General features: G+C 71.1%; 15 protein-coding genes. 11 read left to right on the top strand and 4 right to left on the bottom strand.

Annotated features, from left to right (window positions below; all coding sequences use genetic code 11):
* Window positions 1-31: 31 nt before the first annotated feature.
* Entirely contained in the window at window positions 32-544 is a 513-nt protein-coding gene (locus OG303_RS29610; RefSeq protein ID WP_405872137.1) for a cysteine dioxygenase, read from the bottom strand.
* A gap of 718 nt (window positions 545-1,262) precedes the next feature.
* Between OG303_RS29610 and OG303_RS29615 the strand changes: the two genes are divergently transcribed.
* The 3 genes from OG303_RS29615 to OG303_RS29625 all read left to right on the top strand — a co-directional run bounded on the left by OG303_RS29615 (window position 1,263) and on the right by OG303_RS29625 (window position 6,916).
* Window positions 1,263-1,526 carry a WhiB family transcriptional regulator gene (locus OG303_RS29615; RefSeq protein ID WP_003975777.1) on the top strand — a complete coding sequence of 88 codons (264 nt, stop codon included), beginning with the start codon at window positions 1,263-1,265 and terminating at the stop codon, window positions 1,524-1,526.
* A gap of 174 nt (window positions 1,527-1,700) precedes the next feature.
* Window positions 1,701-5,378 (top strand): glycosyltransferase, encoded by a 3,678-nt coding sequence (locus OG303_RS29620; RefSeq protein ID WP_405872138.1) that lies wholly within the window; start codon window positions 1,701-1,703, stop codon window positions 5,376-5,378.
* The gene (locus OG303_RS29625; RefSeq protein ID WP_405872140.1) at window positions 5,375-6,916 is read left to right on the top strand and encodes a DUF5719 family protein; all 1,542 of its coding nucleotides are present in this window, start codon (window positions 5,375-5,377) and stop codon (window positions 6,914-6,916) included. The genes OG303_RS29620 and OG303_RS29625 overlap by 4 nt, the downstream gene beginning before the upstream one ends.
* Window positions 6,917-7,042: 126 nt before the next feature.
* Here the strand turns inward: OG303_RS29625 and OG303_RS29630 are convergent, their stop codons facing one another.
* Complete coding sequence (locus OG303_RS29630) at window positions 7,043-7,492, bottom strand: metallopeptidase family protein (protein WP_405877552.1); 450 nt, start codon at window positions 7,490-7,492, stop codon at window positions 7,043-7,045.
* Window positions 7,493-7,835: 343 nt separating this feature from the next.
* Between OG303_RS29630 and OG303_RS29635 the strand changes: the two genes are divergently transcribed.
* The 7 genes from OG303_RS29635 (at window position 7,836) to OG303_RS29665 (ending at window position 15,472) form a co-directional block, all read left to right on the top strand.
* Window positions 7,836-8,204, top strand: a complete 369-nt coding sequence (locus OG303_RS29635; protein ID WP_405872141.1) for a DUF3499 domain-containing protein — start codon at window positions 7,836-7,838, stop codon at window positions 8,202-8,204.
* Window positions 8,205-8,381: 177 nt separating this feature from the next.
* Window positions 8,382-9,998 (top strand): L-lactate permease, encoded by a 1,617-nt coding sequence (locus OG303_RS29640; RefSeq protein ID WP_405872142.1) that lies wholly within the window; start codon window positions 8,382-8,384, stop codon window positions 9,996-9,998.
* 130 nt (window positions 9,999-10,128) lie between these two features.
* Entirely contained in the window at window positions 10,129-11,493 is a 1,365-nt protein-coding gene (locus tag OG303_RS29645) for a phosphomannomutase/phosphoglucomutase (RefSeq protein WP_405872143.1), read from the top strand.
* A 235-nt stretch (window positions 11,494-11,728) separates the two neighbouring features.
* Window positions 11,729-11,899: a Trm112 family protein gene (locus OG303_RS29650; protein WP_015659983.1), complete on the top strand. Its 171-nt coding sequence runs from the start codon at window positions 11,729-11,731 to the stop codon at window positions 11,897-11,899.
* Between the two features lie 91 nt (window positions 11,900-11,990).
* Window positions 11,991-13,130: an SIS domain-containing protein gene (locus OG303_RS29655; RefSeq protein ID WP_405872144.1), complete on the top strand. Its 1,140-nt coding sequence runs from the start codon at window positions 11,991-11,993 to the stop codon at window positions 13,128-13,130.
* A 73-nt stretch (window positions 13,131-13,203) separates the two neighbouring features.
* Window positions 13,204-14,355: a mannose-6-phosphate isomerase, class I gene (gene manA, locus OG303_RS29660; protein ID WP_405872145.1), complete on the top strand. Its 1,152-nt coding sequence runs from the start codon at window positions 13,204-13,206 to the stop codon at window positions 14,353-14,355.
* Between the two features lie 136 nt (window positions 14,356-14,491).
* On the top strand, window positions 14,492-15,472 hold the full coding sequence (locus OG303_RS29665) for a cation diffusion facilitator family transporter (RefSeq protein ID WP_405872146.1): 981 nt from the start codon (window positions 14,492-14,494) through the stop codon (window positions 15,470-15,472).
* A gap of 61 nt (window positions 15,473-15,533) precedes the next feature.
* On the opposite strand, the gene lepB is transcribed toward OG303_RS29665, so the two are convergent.
* Complete coding sequence (gene lepB, locus OG303_RS29670) at window positions 15,534-16,205, bottom strand: signal peptidase I (RefSeq protein WP_405872147.1); 672 nt, start codon at window positions 16,203-16,205, stop codon at window positions 15,534-15,536.
* Between the two features lie 108 nt (window positions 16,206-16,313).
* The gene (locus tag OG303_RS29675; protein ID WP_405872149.1) at window positions 16,314-18,431 is read right to left on the bottom strand and encodes a fructose-specific PTS transporter subunit EIIC; all 2,118 of its coding nucleotides are present in this window, start codon (window positions 18,429-18,431) and stop codon (window positions 16,314-16,316) included.
* 469 nt (window positions 18,432-18,900) lie between these two features.
* Here OG303_RS29675 and ahcY point away from each other — a divergent pair, with 469 nt between their 5' ends.
* Window positions 18,901-20,358, top strand: coding sequence for an adenosylhomocysteinase (gene ahcY / locus OG303_RS29680; RefSeq protein ID WP_405872150.1), 1,458 nt, complete (start codon window positions 18,901-18,903; stop codon window positions 20,356-20,358).
* Window positions 20,359-20,436 lie beyond the last annotated feature (78 nt).

Below are 20,436 nucleotides of genomic sequence, written 5' to 3' on the forward strand. Positions count from 1 at the left end.
GCCAAGTCTTGCAGGCGGGTAGGACAACGCGTCAGGCGGTCACGACGTCGACCTCGTCGTGCGTGGCGGGGGCGGCCGTGCACGCCGTGTGCATCGGCATCTCCGTCAGACCGGGGTAGTAGACGTGCAGGCTGACCGCCGGCTCCAGCGCGTCGTTGACCACCTCGTGCACATACCCCGGAGCGAACACGCGCTGCGTGCCCGCCCCCAACGCGCGCGTACCCCGGTCGGTCCGCTCGGTCAGCGTGCCCTCCAGGACGGTCAGCACACCGGAGGAGCGGCCGTGGTCGTGCAGTCCGCTGCCCTGGCCGGGCACCCAGGACAGCAGCCACACCTCGTAGCCCGGCCCCGTGCGCAGCCGGTGGTACCAGCGCGTGGTCGTGTCGTACTCGACGAGGTGCTCCCACTGCGAGCGGTCGCCGGCGATGGAGCGGGCCAGGCCCACGAACTCGGCGACGGTGGCCGGGTGCTCGCGCGGGGGCTGCAGCAGGTGCGGGACTTCGAGGATGTCGCCGGCGATCTGGAGGTCGTTGTCGCTGTTCATGAGGTGCGGTGCTTCCTCGGCGAAGAGTGGGGGGCCAGTGCTATGTCACATGCCATCCGCCCGGGTCGCGAGCGGGAGGGATGCCCTGGTGGGGCGTCAGGAAACGGGACAGCGGCCGAGTCGGGATGGACTCAGAGGCAGCCGGAGCGCGCTTGGCTCAACAGCTGGAACAGCAACAACAGCTACAGCGAGCGCGGGCAGCACCGTGGGAACCGGCCGTGCCGGTCGAGGTGAGTGCCAAGTTCGCGAGCATGCCCACAAGGACACCGGCTCACACCTTCAGTGTCAACTCGGCGCCCGGCATGTGGGACATGGTTCACCTCATCCGGTTCATGTCCGAGGGGAAAGGTTTGTGCAGTCGTCGCCCGGGACACATGGCGCACAACCGGGCGCGTAAACCTCGTTGCGATCCCGTGATCCGACTGTGATCCGGTTCGCTCCGAGGTGGCGTGGAACGAGATCGGATCTCCGGGCGTCCTTCCCCGTACAGGCTCTGCTCGGGGGCGGAAGCCCTTCCGGGCCTCATCTGCATGTCAAGGTTTATGCCGATTTGAACACTTTCCGCATGGCCTTGGTTCCGCAGAGTGAATAAGGGGCCCAATAGCAGATCTCGGCTTGACTCGCCCGGAGCAGCACACTTGTAATTTCACTCGTGTCGTTCAGCCGGAATCGGTAACGGCTACATCACGGGGACGCGAAAGACAGACGAGGGGCGCACATGACCGAGCTGGTGCAGCAACTGCTGGTCGACGACGCGGACGAGGAACTCGGCTGGCAGGAGCGCGCGCTGTGCGCCCAGACCGACCCCGAGTCCTTCTTCCCCGAGAAGGGCGGCTCCACCCGTGAGGCCAAGAAGGTCTGCCTGGCCTGTGAAGTCCGCTCCGAGTGCCTCGAGTACGCCCTCGCCAACGACGAGCGTTTCGGCATCTGGGGCGGTCTGTCCGAACGAGAGCGACGCCGCCTGAAGAAGGCCGCCGTCTGACCGGACGGATCGACACCCTCAGGTAACCGAACGGCCCGTCGCAGGTGGGTTATCCACAGGCGGCGGGCCGCTGTGATGCCCAGCCGATAGTGTGGCTGCTCGTCCGAGACGCCTCGCCGCCCCCAGGGGGCACAGACGTCCACCGCAGTCCATCGAACCGGGGCCCGTACCTCGATGTCCGTGCACAGCCACACGGCAGCCCACCAAGGCGTCGCTGCCACACCAGAGTTTCCGCGTCACGTGGTGACGGCGGTCGTCGTCTCCCACGACGGCGCCCGCTGGCTGCCCGACGCGCTCGCCGGGCTGCTCGGCCAGGAGCGCCCCGTTCAGTACGCCATGGCCGCCGACACCGGCAGTGCGGACGCCTCCGCCCAACTGGTCACCGACGCCCTCGGCGCCGACCGCGTGCTGCACCTCGCCCGGCGCACCGGCTTCGGCCAGGCCGTCGAGGAAGCGGCCCGTACCGCCCCCGTCCTGACCCCGGACGAGCTGCCGTACCTGAAGCGGCCGAGCGGCTGGGACCCGGTCACGCGCACGTGGCGCGACGACGCGTACGACATGCCCGAACTCCCGCACGGGGAGCCGGTCCAGTGGCTGTGGCTGCTGCACGACGACTGCGCCCCCGAACCCGAAGCCCTGGCCCAGCTGCTGCGCGTCGTGGAGAACGAGCTCGAACTGGGCCGCGACGACGTGGCCGTCGTGGGCCCCAAGCTCCGCGGCTGGTACGACCGCCGCCAGCTCCTGGAAGTCGGCGTCACCATCGCCAACTCCGGCCGCCGGTGGACCGGCCTGGACCGCCGCGAACAGGACCAGGGCCAGCACGACCACGTCCGGACCGTGCTGTCCGTGTCCACCGCCGGCATGCTGATCCGGCGCGACGTCTTCGAGCAGCTGGGCGGCTTCGACCGCCGGCTGCCCCTGATGCGTGACGACGTCGACCTGTGCTGGCGCGCCCACGCCGCCGGCCACCGCGTCCTCGTCGCCCCCGAGGCGGTCGTACGACACGCCGAGGCCGCCTCCCGCGAGCGCCGCACCGTCGACTGCGGGGGCCGCACCGTCGCCTCCCCGCACAAGGTCGACAAGGCCGGCGCCGCCTACACCCTGCTGGTCAACGCGCGCACGGCAGTGCTGCCCTGGGTGCTGGTGCGCCTCGTGCTCGGCACGCTCCTGAGGACCGTCGCCTACCTCGTCGGAAAGGTCCCCGGACAGGCCGTCGACGAGATCCGCGGCCTGCTGGGCACGCTGCTGCGCCCCGAGCGGATCATCGCCGGACGGCGCAGGCGCGAGCGTTCACAGATCGACAAGGGCGAGCTGCGCGCCCTGTTCCCGCCGCCCGGCGCGACCGTGCGGGCCACCGTCGAGCAGGCCGCGGGCAACCTCGTCGGCCGCTCCGACCCGGAAGTGACCTCCGGCGCCGGACGGCACGGCGGCGCGGTCGAGTCCGGACCCGGCGGTGACGACGCCGACTTCCTGGAGATCGAGCAGTTCGCCCGCCTCAAGAGGATCGGCCGCAAGCCCGGCCCGATGCTCTTCCTGGTGCTGCTGTTCGTCTCGCTGGTCGCCTGCCGCGCACTGCTCGGCAGTGGCGCGCTCGCGGGCGGCGCCCTGCTGCCCGCCCCGGCCGACTCGAGCGAGCTGTGGTCGCGCTACCTCGACTCCTGGCACGCCGTGGGCGCCGGCGGCACCACGTCCGCGCCGCCGTACCTCGCCATCGTGGCGATGCTGGCCTCCGCGCTGTTCGGCTCGACAGGGCTCGCGGTCACGGTCCTGCTCGTCTGCTCGGTGCCGCTGGCCGGCGTCACCGCGTACTTCGTCTCCCGACCGCTCGTCGAATCGCGCCTCCTGCGCGCGTGGGCGGCCGTCGTCTACGCCTTCCTGCCTGCCGCCACGGGCGCGCTCGCGGGCGGCCGCATCGGCACCGCCGTGCTGGCCGTCCTGCTGCCGCTCATCGCGCGCGCGGGCATCGCGGCCAGTGGCCTCGCGAACGCGTCGGGCGAGCGCGGCAGTTGGCGCGCCACCTGGGCGTACGCGCTGCTGCTGACGATCACCACGGCGTTCACGCCGATCGTGTGGCCGATCGCCCTGGTCCTCGGCATCGCGCTCCTGGCCGTGCGCCGCGGCGACATCACCGCCCACGGTCTGCGCTTCCTGGCCCAGTTCGGCACGCCCCTGCTGGTCCTCGCGCCCTGGTCGCTTTCGCTGCTCCCGTTCGGCTTCTTCAAAGAGGCCGGGCTGGGGTACGGGTCCTCGGCGGCCTCCGCCCTCGACCTGCTCGGCGGGAGCCCCGGTGGCCCGGGCACGGTCAGCGGGCTGATGCTCATCGGCATCGTCCTGGCCGCGCTGGCCGCCCTGATGCGCTCGGAGCGCCAGTTCGGAATCTGGACGGCCTGGGCGGTCGCCCTGGTGGGCCTCGTCTTCGCGGTCCTGTCCAACGGTTCGACCTGGGCCGGCCCGGCGACCCTCGTCTACGGCCTCGCCCTCCTGGCCGCCGCGGTCCTCGGCGCCGACGGCGCACGCGCGCGGGTGGCCGAGCAGAGCTTCGGCTGGCGCCAGCCGGTGGCCGTGCTGATCGCCTTCGCCTCGGTCGCGGGCCCGCTGGTCATCGCCTTCGGCTGGATGATCCGCGGCGCCGACGGACCGGTCGAGCGGCGGAACCCCGTGCAGGTGCCCGCGTTCGTCGCCGAGGAGAGCGGCACCCGCGACCAGGCACGCACGCTCGTGCTCGACAGCGACTCCACGGCCCGCGTCGGATACACCCTGGTCCGCGGCTCCGGCGCCCGCCTCGGTGACGCCGAGATCGCCGCGGCCGACGGCGAGAACAGCCGCCTGGACAAGGTCGTCGCCAACCTCGTCGCCGGCTCCGGCGCCGACCAGGCCGACCAGCTCGGCAAGTTCGCCGTCCGCTACGTCCTCGTCCACAAGGGTGCGCCCCGCGAGGTCACGCGCGTCCTGGACGCCACTCCCGGCCTCTCGCGCCTGAGCCAGCAGGGCGGCAGCGCCCTGTGGCGGGTCGACCAGGAGGTCGCGCGCGCCACCGTCGTCTCGGCCTCCGGCTCCGGTACGGCGCTGCCCGTCGCCGCCGGGCCCGTCGAGATCCACACCACGGTCCCGGCCGGTGTGGACGGCCGCGTCCTGCGCCTCGCCGACACCACCGCCGAGGGCTGGACGGCCACCCTCGACGGCAGGCCGCTCACCCGCACCACGGTCGACGGCTGGGCCCAGGGCTTCCAACTCCCCTCCTCCGGCGGCACGTTGGACGTCACCTACGACGACCCGATCACCCACACCGCGTGGTTGTGGGCGCAGGGCTTCCTCGCCGTCGTCCTCGTCGTCCTGGCCCTGCCGGGCCGGCGCCGCGACGTCGACGACGACCTCCCCGAGGAGCCGGCCGTCCCCGCCCAGGCCGTGGCCGGAGAGGGCCGCCGCGCCCGCCGCCTGCGCGCCCAGGCGGAGGCCGAGGCCGAAGAGGCGGGCCAGAGCGAGGAGTTCCCGTCTCCTCCTGCGCAGGAGCCACCGGTCGCGGTCCCGCAGCAGGCGCCGTACGGCGAGTGGGACGCGGCGGGTTACCAGGGCGCCGAATACGGCGGCTACGGCGGCGAGCAGTACCAGGGCGCCCAGCAGTACCCGGCGGGCACGTACGACCAGACGTACCAGGCGGACCCGTACCAGGGCGGCCAGTACGACCCGTACGCGTACGGCGGCCCGACCCAGGGGACGTACGACCAGACCGCGTACGACCCGTCGTACCAGCAGGGTTACGACCCGACGTACGACCCGGCGCAGCCGCAGCCGCAGCCGCAGCCGCAGCCGCAGCCGCCCGCCCCTGAGCGCCCCGACGGGAGTCAGCAGTGAACCGCACCACCCTGTCCCTGATCGCCGGCACGGCCGCGCTCGCCGCCATCACGGGGATCGCCTCGCTCACCGCGCCGGGCGCCTCCGGCGCGGACACCGCCAAGGCGGCCGCCGAACTCCCCGTGGAGCGCACCAGCCTGTTGTGCCCGGCGCCCAGCACCTCCGACCTCGCCGATACGTCGTACACCTCGTACACGCCGGTCACGAAGGGCACGGGAAGCGACGGCAAGGCCGAACTCCAGTCAGCCGCAGAGCAGTCGGCCGACGGGACGGGCGGCGATGGGACGGGCGACAAGGGCAAGAAGGACAAGAAGAGCGGCACGAAGGACGACAAGAAGAAGGCCGACAAGCCGGTCCTCACGCCCCAGGAGCCCGGCAAGCCCGTCACGGGCGACACCTCCGGTTCCGACGCGCCCGCGCTCGTGGGGACCGCCGAGGGCAGGTTCGCGCCCGGCTGGACGGTGCAGGAGACCACCGAGGTCGCCGCGGGCACCGGCCGTGGCCTCCAGGGCGTCAACTGCACCGCGCCGGACACGGAGTTCTGGTTCCCGGGTGCCAGCACGGACGCCGCCCGCACCGACTACGTCCACCTCACCAACCCCGACGACTCCGCCGCCGTCGTCGACATCGAGCTCTACGGCAAGGACGGGTCCATCGAGTCCACGGTGGGCGAGGGCATCACGGTCGCACCGCACTCCAGCGACCCGGTCCTGCTGTCCACGCTCACCGACGAGAAGCAGACCAACCTCACGGTGCACGTGAACGTCCGCAGCGGACGTGTGGGCGCCGCTGTGCAGGCCCTCGACGACAAGCTGGGCGGCGACTGGCTGGCCGCCTCCACGGACCCGGCGGGCAGCCTCGTCATGCCCGGCATCCCCAAGGACGCCACGTCCGTGCGCCTGATCGCCTTCACGCCCGGCGACGCGGACGCCGACCTGAAGGTGCGGCTCGACTCCCCGTCGGGGCGGATCACGCCCGCGGGGAACGAGACGCTGCACGTGAAGGCGGGCATGACCACCGCCGTCGACCTCGGCGACATCACACGCGGCGAGGCGGGCTCCCTGGTCCTCACACCCACCGACGACTCCGTGCCGGTCGTCGCCGCGCTGCGCGTCGTACGGGGCAAGGGCGACAAGCAGGAGACGGCGTTCATCCCGGCCACGAGCCCGGTGGGCACGCGCGCGACGTCCGCCGACAACAGCGGAAAGGGCTCCACGCTGTCCCTCGTGGCACCCACCCGCACCGCGAAGGTGAAGGTCACCGCGTCCGCGGGCAGCGAGGGCGGCACGGCGGTGTCCAAGACGTACACGATCAAGGCCGGCACCACCCAGGACATCGACACCCCGGTCCCGGCCGGTCTGAAGGGCACGTACGCGCTGACGGTCGAGCCCCTGTCCGGCGGCCCGGTCTACGCGGCGCGCACCCTGTCGGCCACGGAGGACGGCGTCCCGGGCTTCACGGTCCAGACGCTGCCGGACGACCGGGGGACGGTGGCGGTACCGAAGGCGGACGAGGACCTGTCGGTCCTGCAGAAGTAACCGCCGCTGCGGTCTCGGCCCGTCCGGCGTTCGAGGACGAGGCCGTTCAGGCCGACAGCGGGGGTCTGGGGGCGGCAGCTCCCGCTCGCGCCCACGGCAGCGCCGGTTGCCCGGCGAACGTCGGAGTCAGTCCTCGCCGTACCGCGGATCCACCGTCTCCGGGGTCAGCCCCAGCAACTCGGCGACCTGCTCGACGACGACCTCGTGCACCAGGGCCGCCCGCTCGTCGCGCCCCTTCGTGCGGATCTCGACCGGCCGTCGATAGATGATCACCCGTCCCGGCCGCCCCTCCAGGGAGGGAATCGTGCCGCCCAGCGGAACCGACTCGTCGTTCCAGGTCTGCCCGGGGCTGTCCAGACGCGGCACCTCGAGGACGAGGAAATCGATGTCGGCGAGCTGCGGCCACCGCCGTTCCAGCCGCTCCACGGAGTCCTGCACCAGATCCGCGAACCCCTCGGATCGGCTCGCGGCGAGCGGCACCTGCGGCGGCGCGATCGGGCCGCGCATGCCCCGGCCGTGGCGATCACGACGGCGGGGCCCGGGGGCGGCGGCACGGGGCGGTACGGGGTTGTCCATCACTGGTGAAGCGTAGTCCCCGCCGGGACCGCACGCCGTGCCCCACGCGGCCCGGCGGACGTCCTCGGACCACCCTGGACGGCATGTCGCAGGATGACCATTCCGGCCAAGGTTGGGCTCGTTTCCGTATCTCTCCGAGACCGGCGATCTCGAGGCAATTGACGGTGTTTGTACGGAGTGTTGATCGGATGCGGGATCGCCCGACGCCCTGTGAACGCGCGTCCGTGCAGGTCAGCGTGGTGTGCCGGGAGAGGCGTGTGGGGCGTTTCACAGCACGACACGGTGGAGTGACCTGGGGGAGAGTCATCGCGGCCCGCTCAAGAGTGCGGTACCGTCCAACGTCGTGAGCCCTGTACGTCGCTGTTCGCGCACCGCTTGCGGCCGTCCCGCCGTCGCGACGCTGACGTACGTCTACGCCGACTCGACCGCGGTCCTCGGCCCGCTCGCCACCTACGCCGAACCCCACTGCTACGACCTGTGCGCCGAGCACTCCGAGCGCCTCACCGCCCCCCGCGGCTGGGAGGTCGTCCGGCTCCTCGACGGCTCCGCTCCGGCCCGCCCGAGCGGCGACGACCTGGAAGCGCTTGCCAACGCGGTGCGCGAGGCGGCCCGTCCCCAGGAGCGGGCGGCCGGCGGCGGTGCGCGCACGGCGGACCCGATGGAGGTCGCGCGGCGCGGCCACCTGCGGGTGCTGCGCTCGCCCGACAACTGACGGGAAACCAGCCCGCGTTCGTGTGCTTTCCGTGCACATTCCGTTCAGTGACGCGCGCCCATTGACGTGTCCTTGTCGCGGACACGACCATTCCGTAGACCGAAACGAGAAATCGCTTTCCGCATGACGGAATGACCGCCGGGACAACTGGATCGGATCGGCACCGGGGAGGCGCCCGTGTACGTCCAGGAACTGGAACCCGTCGCCGACTCGCTCGGCCTGTCCGCCCTTGTCGCAGCCCTGCCGCTGCTGATCGTCCTGATCCTGCTCGGCGGGGTGCGCATGAAGGCGTACCTCGCGGGCCTTGCCGGGCTTCTGGCGGCCGTTCTGGTCGCCTGGCTCGTCTACGGCATGCCGCTCGACCAGACGCTCTCCAGCGCCGCTCAGGGAGCGGTCTTCGGCGTCTTCCCCATCCTGTGGATCGTCGTCAACGCCCTGTGGGTGTACCGGATGACCGTCCGTACCCGGCACTTCGACATCCTGCGTCGCTCCTTCGGGCGGCTGTCCGACGACCCGCGCATCCAGGCGCTCGTGGTCGCGTTCTGCTTCGGCGCGCTCCTGGAAGCCCTTGCCGGATTCGGTGCGCCGGTCGCGATCTGCTCGGTCATGCTCGTCGCCCTCGGGTTCGACCCCGTGCGCGCCGCGGTCGTCGCGCTCGTCGCCAACACCGCACCGGTCGCCTTCGGGGCGATGGGCACTCCGGTTGTGACGCTCGCGCAGGTGACGGGGCTGCCGCTGGACTCCGTGGCCTCCGTGGTGGGGCGTCAAACTCCGTTGCTGGCACTGGTGGTGCCGCTCGTCCTGGTCTGGCTGGTGGACGGACGGCGCGGCCTGCGCGAGACCTGGGTGCCCGCCCTGGTGTGCGGAGTCGCCTTCGCCGTCGCCCAGTTCGCCGCCTCCAACTACGTCTCCGCACAACTCGCCGACATCGGCGCCTCCTTGGCGGGCGCGGGCGCCCTGGTCGCCGTACCGCACGCGCGTGTGCCCGCCACCGAGTCCGTACGCGCGTCCGTGCTGACCGGCGCGCGCAGCGAGGAGTTGGACGAGGAGGACCCGCGGCGCGAAGTCCTGCGCGCCTACGTCCCGTACGCACTGATCGTCGCGGTCTTCTCCGTGGGGCAGATCCCGGCGGTCAAGGACTGGCTGGCCGGGGCGACCCGGACGTACGACTGGCCGTTCCTGGACGTCGCGGGGCCGGACGGGAAGCCGGTCGGCGGCAATGTCTTCACCTGGCCGGTCGTGTCGACGGGCGGCACGCTCGTACTGCTCGCCGGGGTGTGCACGGCGGTGGTACTCGGCGTGCACGCGCGCGTGGCGGTCAAGGAGTGGATCGCGACCGTGCACGAGTTGAGGTTCGCGATCCTGACCGTGACATCCGTGCTGGCGCTCGCCTATGTCATGAACCTCTCTGGACAGGCGGGCACGATCGGCTACTTCGTGGCCGCGGCCGGCGCGGGCCTCGCGTTCCTGTCACCCGTCCTGGGCTGGTTCGGGGTGGCGGTCTCCGGCTCGGACACCTCGGCCAACGCCCTGTTCGGGGCCCTGCAGGTGACCGCTGCCCGCGAGTCCGGCCTGTCTCCCGAACTCCTGGCCGCCGCCAACAGTTCGGGCGGCGTCCTCGGCAAGATGATCTCGCCGCAGAACCTCACCATCGCGTGCGCGGCCGTGGGCCTCGCGGGCCGCGAGGGGGATCTGCTGCGCAAGGTGCTGCCGTGGAGCGTGGGCCTGCTGCTGGTGATGTGCCTGATCGTGGTGGGCCAGAGTTCGCCGGTGCTGGACTGGATGCTGCCCTGACTCTTCCCGGTCCCTCACCTCGCTCTGACCTGAGAGGTTACGGCTGGGAGTCCACTCGGCGTCCGCACAGCCGACGGCCATCCGGTACGGGTAGTTTGGGGCGACCGATAGGACTTCAGGAAGGTTGGCCGTGGCTGTTGATCTGTCGCAGCTCGTGAAGGCGTACGACGTACGCGGGGTGGTCCCGGACCAGTGGGACGAGCCGCTGGCCGAACTCTTCGGGGCGGCCTTCGTCCAGGTGACCGGGGCGGACGCGATCGTGACCGGCCACGACATGCGACCGTCGTCGCCCGGCCTGTCGCGTGCCTTCGCGCGCGGGGCGGCCGCGCAGGGCGTCGACGTGACCGAGATCGGCCTGTGCTCGACGGACCAGCTGTACTACGCGTCCGGCGCTTTCGGCCTCCCGGGCGCGATGTTCACGGCCTCGCACAACCCGGCGCAGTACAACGGCATCAAGATGTGCCGCGCGGGCGCGGCGCCGGTGGGCCAGGACACGGGCCTGGCGCAGATCCGCGAACTGGCCGAGCAGTGGACGGAGTCGGGCGCTCCGCAGCCGGCCGCCGAGGCGGGAACGATCACGCAGCGCGACACGTTGTCGGACTACGCGGCCCACCTCCGTTCCCTCGTAGACCTCACCTCCATCCGCCCCCTGAAGGTCGTGGTCGACGCGGGCAACGGCATGGGCGGACACACGGTCCCCACGGTCTTCGCGGGGCTGCCCCTGACCGTCGTCCCCATGTACTTCGAACTCGACGGCACGTTCCCGAACCACGAGGCCAACCCCCTCGACCCGGCGAACATCGTCGACCTGCAGCAGCGTGTCCGTGAGGAGGGTGCCGACCTCGGTATCGCCTTCGACGGCGACGCGGACCGCTGCTTCGTGGTCGACGAGCACGGCGACCCGGTCTCGCCGTCCGCGATCACGGCCCTGGTGGCAGCGCGCGAGCTGGCCAGGAACGGCGGCAAGGGCGTGATCATCCACAACCTGATCACGTCGTGGTCGGTACCGGAGGTGGTGCGGGAGCACGGCGGCACCCCGGCCCGTACCCGCGTCGGCCACTCCTTCATCAAGGCCGAGATGGCGAAGTCCGGCGCGATCTTCGGCGGTGAGCACTCGGCCCACTACTACTTCAAGGACTTCTGGAACGCCGACACGGGCATGCTGGCCGCCCTGCACGTCCTCGCGGCCCTCGGCGGCCAGGACGGCTCCCTCTCCACCCTCACCGCCGAGTACGACCGCTACGTCGGCTCCGGCGAGATCAACTCCACGGTCGCCGACCAGACCGACCGCCTGGCGGCCATCAAGTCGGCTTACGGCGCCCGCGAGGACGTAACCCTCGACGACCTCGACGGCCTCACCGTCTCCTCCACCGACTGGTGGTTCAACGTCCGCCCCTCCAACACGGAACCGCTGCTGCGGCTCAACGCGGAGGCGAGGGACGAGGCCACGATGACGAAGGTGCGGGACGAGGTCCTGGGGATCATCAGGGCCTGACGTAGGTACCTGGGGCGGAGCCCTGGGCGGGTGCAGGCGGAGCCCCTGGCGGGGTCGAAGGGGCAGCGCCGGCGGGGACGGGAAGGGCAGGGGCAGCGGGGGCGAAATACCTCCCACGGCCAACCCGGCCCAACCCCGGCACCCCGCCCCCCACGGCGGTACGCTGACCAGGCACATCCGCACAAGCACACGTCCAAGCAAAGCGCACGCGCACCCGCCCCGAAGGGACACACCCATGCCGCTCGAAGCCGGCCTCCTGGAGATCCTCGCCTGCCCGGCCTGCCACGCCCCGCTCAAGGAGCAGGAAGCCGAGCTGATCTGCACGGGCCAGGACTGCGGCCTGGCATACCCCGTCCGCGACGGCATCCCCGTGCTGCTCGTCGACGAGGCCCGCCGCCCCGCGTAACGCCGAGCCCCGCCACCCGCGCACGAAGCCCCGCGTGCGTACGAACCGGGGCGCGCACCCAAAGAACCCCGGCGATCGGAGGCTGCCGCCCATGCTCGACGAATCGCTGCTCGACACCCCCGAGGCTCTCTCGGAGGCCGACCGCCGCGGCCTGCTCCGCGGCGCCGCCGAGGCAGGCGCCCGCGTCCGCACGGCCGCGCGGCACGCCGCCGAGGCAGGTGTCAACGACCTCAAGCCCGACGGCCGCCCACGCGCCGTCCTCATCGCGGGCCCCGGCGCCGCCGCCACCTGCGCCGCCGACCTCCTCGGCACGCTCGCCGGCCCCGGCAGCCCCGTCATCCGACTCGCGCCCACCGGCGTCGCCCCCGCCGCGGGCGCCCTGCGCTGGGAGCTCCCGGGCTGGGCCGGCTCGGTCGATCTGCTCCTGATCACCACCCCCGACGGCACCGAACCGGGCCTGTCCCTGCTCGCCGACGCGGCGTACCGCCGAGGCTGCACGGTCGTCGCCGTCGCCCCCGCCCACACCCCGCTCACCGAGGCGGTGGAAGGCGCTCACGGTCTCTTCGTGCCGCTGGCGACAGCCCCGTACGAGCAGGACGACCAGGACGAGCAGCAACTCACCCCTTCCGCCCCCGGCGTTCTGTGGGCGCTACTCACGCCCCTTCTCGCCCTCCTCGACCGCACAGGCCTGCTCTCCGCCCCGCCGGAGGCCATCGAGAAGGTCGCCGACCGCCTCGACCACATCGCGGAACGCTGCGGGCCCGCCATCGCCACCTACAGCAACCCGGCCAAGACGCTCGCCGCCGAACTCGCCGACGCGCTGCCTGTCGTATGGACCGAGGGCGTCTCGGCAGGCCCCGCGGGCCGCCGTTTCGCGGCCTCCCTCGCCGAACTCGCCGGCCGCCCGGCGGTCGTGGCCGAACTCCCCGAGGCGCTCGCCGCACACAGCGCCCTGCTGGCCGGCCCGCTCGCCGCCAGCGCCGACCCGGACGACTTCTTCCGCGACCGCGTAGAGGAAGCGCCCGCCCTGCACGCGCGCGTGGTGTTGCTCCGCGACCGTCCGATCAGCGGCCTCACCGCTGCTCCCTCCGCCCGTGACCTGGCCCTCAGCCACGACACGCCGATCAGCGAACTGGAGCCGGAAGCCGGCGGCGAACTGGAGACCCTCGCCGAACTGATCGCCATCACGGATTTCGCCGCCGTTTACCTGGCGCTCGCCTCGGGGGCCTGACGTTGACCCGCGCACCCCGCGCCCACTGACCAGCGCCCGCCGAGCGGCGTACGTACGGAGACGAAGACACAGCATGGACCGCCTCGACAACACCATCCGCCCCTACGCCTGGGGTTCGACCACCGCGATCCCGCACCTGCTCGGCGTCGAACCGACCGGTGAACCGCAGGCGGAGATGTGGATGGGCGCCCATCCCGGCGCCCCGTCCCGCACGGAACGCGGCACGCTCGTCGAGGTCGTCGAGGCCGCTCCGGAGCGGGAGTTGGGCGCCGAGGCCGTCGCCAAGTTCGGCCCCCGGCTCCCCTTCCTCCTCAAGATTCTCGCCGCCGGCGCCCCCCTCTCCCTCCAGGTACACCCCAACCTCGCCCAGGCGAAGGAGGGTTACGAGGACGAGGAGCGCCGCGGCATCCCGGTCGACGCCCCGCACCGCAATTACAAGGACGCCAACCACAAGCCCGAACTGATCTGCGCGCTCACCGAGTTCGACGGCCTGTGCGGCTTCCGCGACCCGCTGCAGGCCGCCGACCTGCTCGACGGCCTGGGCATCGACTCCCTCAAGCCGTACGTCGACCTGCTGCACGCCCACCCCGAGGACGCCGCCCTGCGCGAGGTCCTCACGGCGATCCTCACCGCCGACCCCGACGAGATGCACCACACGGTCGCCGCGGCAGCGGCCGCCTGCATCCGCCTGGGCGGCGCGTACGCGCCCTACGCGGACATCGCCCACCACTACCCGGGCGACCCCGGCGTCATCGCCGCCATGCTCCTCAACTACGTCCGCCTCCAGCCCGGCGAGGCCCTCTTCCTCGGCGCCGGCATCCCGCACGCGTACCTGAACGGCCTCGGCGTCGAGATCATGGCCAACTCCGACAACGTCCTGCGCTGCGGCCTGACCCCCAAGCACGTCGACGTCCCCGAACTCCTGCGCATCGTCCACTTCGAGGCCGGCGACCCCGGCGTACTGCGCCCCGAGGCGTCCCCGGACGACGAGGAGGTCTACGAGACCCCGATCGACGAGTTCCGGCTGTCGCGGTACGTCCTGTCCGAGGGCGGCCTCGCCCACGACCTCACCCGCGCCACCCCGCAGATCCTGCTCTGCACGGCCGGTACCGTGCGGGCGGACGAACACGAACTGCGCCCCGGCCAGTCGGTCTTCGTCCCGGCGGGCGAGAAGGCCGAAGTCTCCGGGGCGGGCACGATCTTCCGGGCCACTGTGATCGTATGACCGGGGTTGTGGATACCTGACGCGTCGTTGCCGGGCGGGGCTGCAAGAATGGCCCACCGGCAAAGGACGGGCAAAGCCGCGACGAGGCCAGGGCCCCGGCGGCGTACGTATGAAGGCGAAGGGACAACGCGAACACATGAGCGCGTCAGGCGGCACCAAGGCGATCGTGGCGGCACTCGGCGCCAACCTCGCGATCGCGGCAGCGAAGTTCGTGGCGTTCGCGTTCAGCGGTTCGTCGTCGATGCTCGCCGAGGGCGTGCACTCACTGGCCGACTCCGGCAACCAGGCGCTGCTCCTGATCGGCGGCAAGAAGGCCCAGCGCGAGGCCACCCCGCAACACCCCTTCGGCTACGGCCGCGAGCGGTACATCTACGCCTTCCTCGTCTCGATCGTCCTCTTCTCGGTCGGCGGCATGTTCGCCATCTATGAGGGCTACGAGAAGATCCGTCACCCGCACGAGATCGAGCATTGGTACTGGCCGGTGGGCGTCCTCGTCTTCGCGATCATCGCCGAGAGCTTCTCCTTCCGCACGGCCATCAAGGAGTCGAACGAACTGCGCGGCAAGCTGTCCTGGTCGCAGTTCATCCGCCACGCCAAGGCACCCGAGCTGCCCGTCGTCCTCCTGGAGGACTTCGGCGCGCTGATCGGTCTCGTGCTCGCGCTCGGCGGTGTCGGCGTGGCGCTGCTCACCGGTGACGGCGTGTGGGACGGCATCGGCACGGTCTGCATCGGCGTCCTGCTCGTCCTGATCGCGCTCGTGCTCGCCGCCGAGACCAAGTCCCTGCTGCTCGGCGAGGCCGCCGGCGTCGACGACGTCAAGAAGATCGAGGCCGCCGTCGTCGACGGCGACACGGTCACCGGCATCATCCACATGCGCACGCTCCACCTCGGCCCGGAGGAACTGCTGGTCGCCGCCAAGATCGCCGTCCAGCACGACGACACGGCCGCCGAGGTCGCCTCCGCCATCAACGCCGCCGAGGCCCGCATCCGCGCCGCCGTCCCCATCGCCCGCGTCATCTACCTCGAGCCGGACATCTACAGCGAGACCGAGGCCGCCAAGGGCCCCGACCGCGAGGCCACACCCGGAGGCCCGACACCGCACCCCGCCGAGCACTGATCCTCTTCCTCCGTACGACGACGGGGCCCGCCGAACGTTCGGCGGGCCCCGTCGGCCGTCATCAGACCTGCACGGCCCACGGCGGCGGTACGACGGGCTGCTTCCGCCGCCGAACCGCCAGCGCGGCGATCCCCAGACCAAGACCGGTGAGCGCCGACAGAACCCCGACCAACGCGGCCACCCCGAGCAGCAACGGCACTGTGTGGTCGCCGCTCACCCGCCCCCGAACCGCGTCCACGGGCACCGTCCCGCCGTGGTCGTCGGCGAAGAACCGCGAGTCCCGCGAGTCCAGCCGGTGATCACCGAGCAGGAAAAGCCTGCCCTTGGGCACCTTCACGTCGTACGGCCGATGCATTCCGTCGGCGACGCCGTCCGACAGGTACGGCTCGGCAAGCGGCTTGCCGTTGACGATGAGCCGCTCGTGCTCACCTGCCCCCGTGCAGCACACGACGTGATCGCCTCCCACGCCGATGACACGCTGCATGACGGGGGCGTCGAACTGATACCGCTCAGGTGCCGTGTAGAGCACCACATCGCCCCGCCGCACCTCGGTGCCGTCGACCCGCTCGTACACCAGCTGCTGCCCGCGCCGATACGTCGGCGACATGCCGTCGCTCGACACCGTGCTCCCGTGATACCCCGTCCACAGGCTCACCACGGACACGATCGCCAACACCAGCCCCAGCGGCCCCAACACCCCTGCCCAGACCCCAAGTTTCCGAGCACTGCTCATCGCCACTCCCTCCCCACGCGGACCATCCGCCGGCGCAGAGGGTAACTGCCGTCTGTGAACCGTCTGTGCGGGCCCGCGCCCCGGTGCGAGGACGCGGGCCCTGAGTGGCTACGGCTGCCCGACCTCCCGCATCACTCCGAGGACCGCCGCCTCGTCCGGCGCCGCCAACAGCCGCTCCCGGAACCCGGCGTCCATCAACTTCCGCGACAGCAGCGCCAGAATCCGCAGGTGCTCATCGCCCGCGGCTGCCTCCGGTACGGCGATCATGAACACCAGTCGCGCCTTCGTACCGTCCATCGAGCCCCACTCGACGCCTTCGTCGGACCGGGCGAACCCGACGACCGGCGCGGTCACCGCGTCCGTCTTGGCATGCGGAATCGCGATCTCCTCACCGAGCCCGGTAGTGCCCTGCTCCTCGCGCCGCAGCGACGTCCGCACGAGTTCGTCCACGTCCGCCACCTTGCCGCTCCGCGCAAGCAGGCCCACCATCTCCCGGATGGCGGCCTCCTTCTCCTGCACGTCGAGCCGGACCCGGACGGTCTGCTCGGTGAGGTAGCCGGAGAGGACGTCCGTACCGGCGTCGCCGGGATCGGCCGGGGCGGCTTCAGGAACGGAGCCCGCACCACCCGAGCCCGAAGCAGGCGGCGTGGATCCACGCCCGGCCTGCGGCGGTACGGCAGCGGGCGCGCCCGAGCCCGACGACACACCCACACCCACCGAGACCAGCGCGGGCTCGGCACCGGCCACAGTCGCGCCGACCACCGGAGCACCGCGTCGCTTGCGCTCACTGATGTCGACCAGAGTCACCGTCGTCAGCGCGGTGACCGCCATGCCGATCGCCACCGCCACGAAGAACATCGGTACGCCGTCGACCGCACCCAGCACGGCCACGATCGGCCCACCGTGCGGCACCGCATCCTTCACTCCCGCGATCCCGGCGACCGCACCGGCCACCGCGCCGCCGAGCATGTTGGCCGGTATGACCTGCGCGGGCCGCGCAGCCGCGAACGGGATCGCGCCCTCCGAGATGCCGAAGCACCCCATGAACAGGGCCGCGAGACCGGTCTCCCGCTCCTGCTCGGTGTAGAGCCCCTTCCGTATCAGCGTGGCGAGGCCCTGCCCCAGCGGCATGACCGGGATCGCGGCGGCGCACATGCCCATGACCGCCTGGTTGCCGGTCGCGATGAGCCCCGCGCCGAACAGGAACGCCGTCTTGTTGACCGGCCCGCCCATGTCGAACGCGATCATGAGCCCCAGAATCGCGCCGAGCAGGATCGCACTCGTGCCCGTCATTCCGCTGAGCCAGCTGGTCAGATGCTCGAACACCCACGAGATCGGCTTCCCGATGACGTAGATGAAGAACATCCCGAGCACCGTCGTCGCCACGATCGGGATCACGATGATCGGCATGATCGGCTGCACGAACTTCGGGACCTTGACCTTCTTGATCCACAGCACCAGATACCCGGCGAGGAACCCGGTCACGATCGCCCCGATGAAGCCGGCGCCCGCCTTGGAGTCGTACAGCGACCCGGTGTTGGCGATCCAGCCACCGATCATGCCCGGCACGAGCGCGGGCCGGTCGCCGATGGCGTACGCGATGTACCCGGACAGAATCGGCACCATCAGCGTGAAGCCGATGACGCCGATGTTGTTCACGTCCATCCAGAAGGAGTCCTTCGGGATGACCAGACCACCGGAGGGGTCCGTGTGCCCGCCGAGCGAGAGCGACATCGCGATCAGCAGCCCGCCGACCACCACGAAGGGGATCATGTAACTGACCCCGTTCATCAGCGCCTTGTACGCCACGCTCCGCTCTCTGCCACCGCCCGCCGACGAGGCCGCCGCGGCGCTGCCGGGCTCATGCACGGGCGCCGACCGCACCTGCTCGATCAGCCGCTCGGGATGGCGAATGCCCTCGGCGACCCCGACCTTGAGAACCCGCTTGCCCGCGAAACGGCTCAGGTCCACGTCCTTGTCCGCGGCGACGATGATGCCGTCCGCGGAACTGACATCGTTGTCATCGAGGACGTTTTCGGCCCCGATGGATCCCTGTGTCTCCACCTTCATGTCGATGCCGCGGCTCTCGGCAGCCTGCGCGAGCTTCTCCGCAGCCATGTACGTGTGTGCAATGCCGGTCGGGCATGCGGTCACCGCGAGCAGCTTCACGCGCCTGCGCTCGCCATCGCCGCCGCCCGTGGGGGGAGGGCCGGCCGGACTGGTCACATCGATCTCCTAACGCCTTTGTCGCGCGAAGCGCCGTCCCGGACGCCCCGCGAGATCGATCAGAAGTTCCCGATCTCCTGGCATCCTGCAACACCGGGCGCTCGTCTCAAAGGTGCAAAAGTCCCTGTTCGTACCGGTCTGTTGACTCCTGTTCTCCCGTTTGTGCGTGTCCTGTTATCGCTCTCCCCGGCCTCGGGGCCTCTACCCGTCGCATGCCGTGATCGGCGCGATGTGTTCGGAGGTGGACTGGGGGTGGTCGCGTCGCCCGGTGTAGCTTGGAACCGAGCCAGACGTCGCTGCTGATGGCGGTCGGGCGGTCCCACCGCGGACCGACCGAGGGAGAGAGGGCCTCCGACGGACTGCGCTGCGCGTACGCGGGCATGCCTGTGTCCTCTTCGGGCACCCCTGTGTCCGCCGCCGCGCAGACCAGCCGTACCCACCTCGCCCCAACCCCGAGGAGCAGCCCGTTATGACGACTGTCGACAACGGACAGGACTTCAAGGTCGCCGACCTCTCCCTGGCCGCCTTCGGCCGCAAGGAGATCACCCTCGCCGAGCACGAGATGCCCGGCCTGATGTCGATCCGCCGCGAGTTCGCCGCCAGCCAGCCGCTGGCCGGCGCCCGCATCATGGGCTCGCTGCACATGACCGTGCAGACCGCCGTCCTGATCGAGACCCTGGTCGCCCTGGGCGCCGAGGTCCGCTGGGTGTCCTGCAACATCTTCTCCACCCAGGACCACGCGGCCGCCGCCATCGCCGTTGGCCCGAACGGCACGCCCGAGAACCCCAAGGGCATCCCGGTCTTCGCCTGGAAGGGCGAGACCCTGGAGGAGTACTGGTGGTGCACGGAGCAGGCGCTGACCTGGCCGAACACGCCCACCGGCGGCCCGAACATGATCCTGGACGACGGCGGCGACGCCACCATGCTCGTCCACAAGGGCGTCGAGTACGAGAAGGCCGGCAAGGTCCCCTCCCTCGACACCGCCGAGTCAGACGAGCACCGCGTCGTCCTCGAGGTCCTCACCCGCACCATTACCGATGGCTCGCAGAAGTGGACCCAGCTCGCCTCGGAGATCCGCGGCGTGACCGAGGAGACCACGACGGGCGTGCACCGTCTGTACGAGATGCACCGCGACGGCACCCTCCTGTTCCCGGCGATCAACGTGAACGACGCCGTCACCAAGTCGAAGTTCGACAACAAGTACGGCTGCCGCCACTCCCTGATCGACGGCATCAATCGCGCCACCGACGTCCTCATCGGCGGCAAGACCGCGGTCGTCTGCGGCTACGGCGACGTGGGCAAGGGCTGCGCGGAGTCCCTGCGCGGCCAGGGCGCCCGCGTGATCATCACCGAGATCGACCCGATCTGCGCGCTCCAGGCGGCGATGGACGGCTACCAGGTCACGACCCTCGACGAGGTCATCGACAAGGCCGACATCTTCGTCACCACGACCGGCAACAAGGACATCATCATGGCCGCGGACATGGCCAAGATGAAGCACCAGGCGATCGTCGGCAACATCGGCCACTTCGACAACGAGATCGACATGGCCGGCCTCGCGAAGATCCCGGGCATCGTCAAGGACGAGGTCAAGCCGCAGGTCCACACCTGGAAGTTCCCCGACGGCAAGGTGCTCATCGTGCTGTCGGAGGGCCGCCTGCTGAACCTGGGCAACGCCACCGGCCACCCGTCGTTCGTGATGTCCAACTCGTTCGCGGACCAGACCCTGGCCCAGATCGAGCTGTTCACCAAGCCTGACGAGTACCCGACCGACGTCTACGTGCTGCCCAAGCACCTCGACGAGAAGGTCGCCCGTCTCCACCTCGACTCCCTCGGCGTGAAGCTGACCACGCTCCGCCCCGAGCAGGCCGCGTACATCGGCGTCCAGGTCGAGGGCCCGTACAAGTCGGACCACTACCGCTACTGAGCGGCTCGGCACAGCCCATGGCGAGCGCGTCGGTGCGCTGACACGCTCACCAGGAGCAGTACCTCCGAGGCAGGCCCC

The organism is Streptomyces sp. NBC_00005 (genome assembly GCF_045160215.1).
GTDB lineage: Bacteria > Actinomycetota > Actinomycetes > Streptomycetales > Streptomycetaceae > Streptomyces.

Coding starts and splice junctions, on each gene's coding strand:
- ahcY (WP_405872150.1), top strand. CDS start 18,901: ATGACGACTGTCGACAACGGACAGGACTTCAAGGTCGCCGACCTCTCC.
- manA (WP_405872145.1), top strand. CDS start 13,204: ATGGACCGCCTCGACAACACCATCCGCCCCTACGCCTGGGGTTCGACC.
- OG303_RS29650 (WP_015659983.1), top strand. CDS start 11,729: ATGCCGCTCGAAGCCGGCCTCCTGGAGATCCTCGCCTGCCCGGCCTGC.
- OG303_RS29630 (WP_405877552.1), bottom strand. CDS start 7,492: ATGGACAACCCCGTACCGCCCCGTGCCGCCGCCCCCGGGCCCCGCCGT.
- OG303_RS29655 (WP_405872144.1), top strand. CDS start 11,991: ATGCTCGACGAATCGCTGCTCGACACCCCCGAGGCTCTCTCGGAGGCC.
- OG303_RS29610 (WP_405872137.1), bottom strand. CDS start 544: ATGAACAGCGACAACGACCTCCAGATCGCCGGCGACATCCTCGAAGTC.
- OG303_RS29665 (WP_405872146.1), top strand. CDS start 14,492: ATGAGCGCGTCAGGCGGCACCAAGGCGATCGTGGCGGCACTCGGCGCC.
- OG303_RS29615 (WP_003975777.1), top strand. CDS start 1,263: ATGACCGAGCTGGTGCAGCAACTGCTGGTCGACGACGCGGACGAGGAA.
- lepB (WP_405872147.1), bottom strand. CDS start 16,205: ATGAGCAGTGCTCGGAAACTTGGGGTCTGGGCAGGGGTGTTGGGGCCG.
- OG303_RS29620 (WP_405872138.1), top strand. CDS start 1,701: ATGTCCGTGCACAGCCACACGGCAGCCCACCAAGGCGTCGCTGCCACA.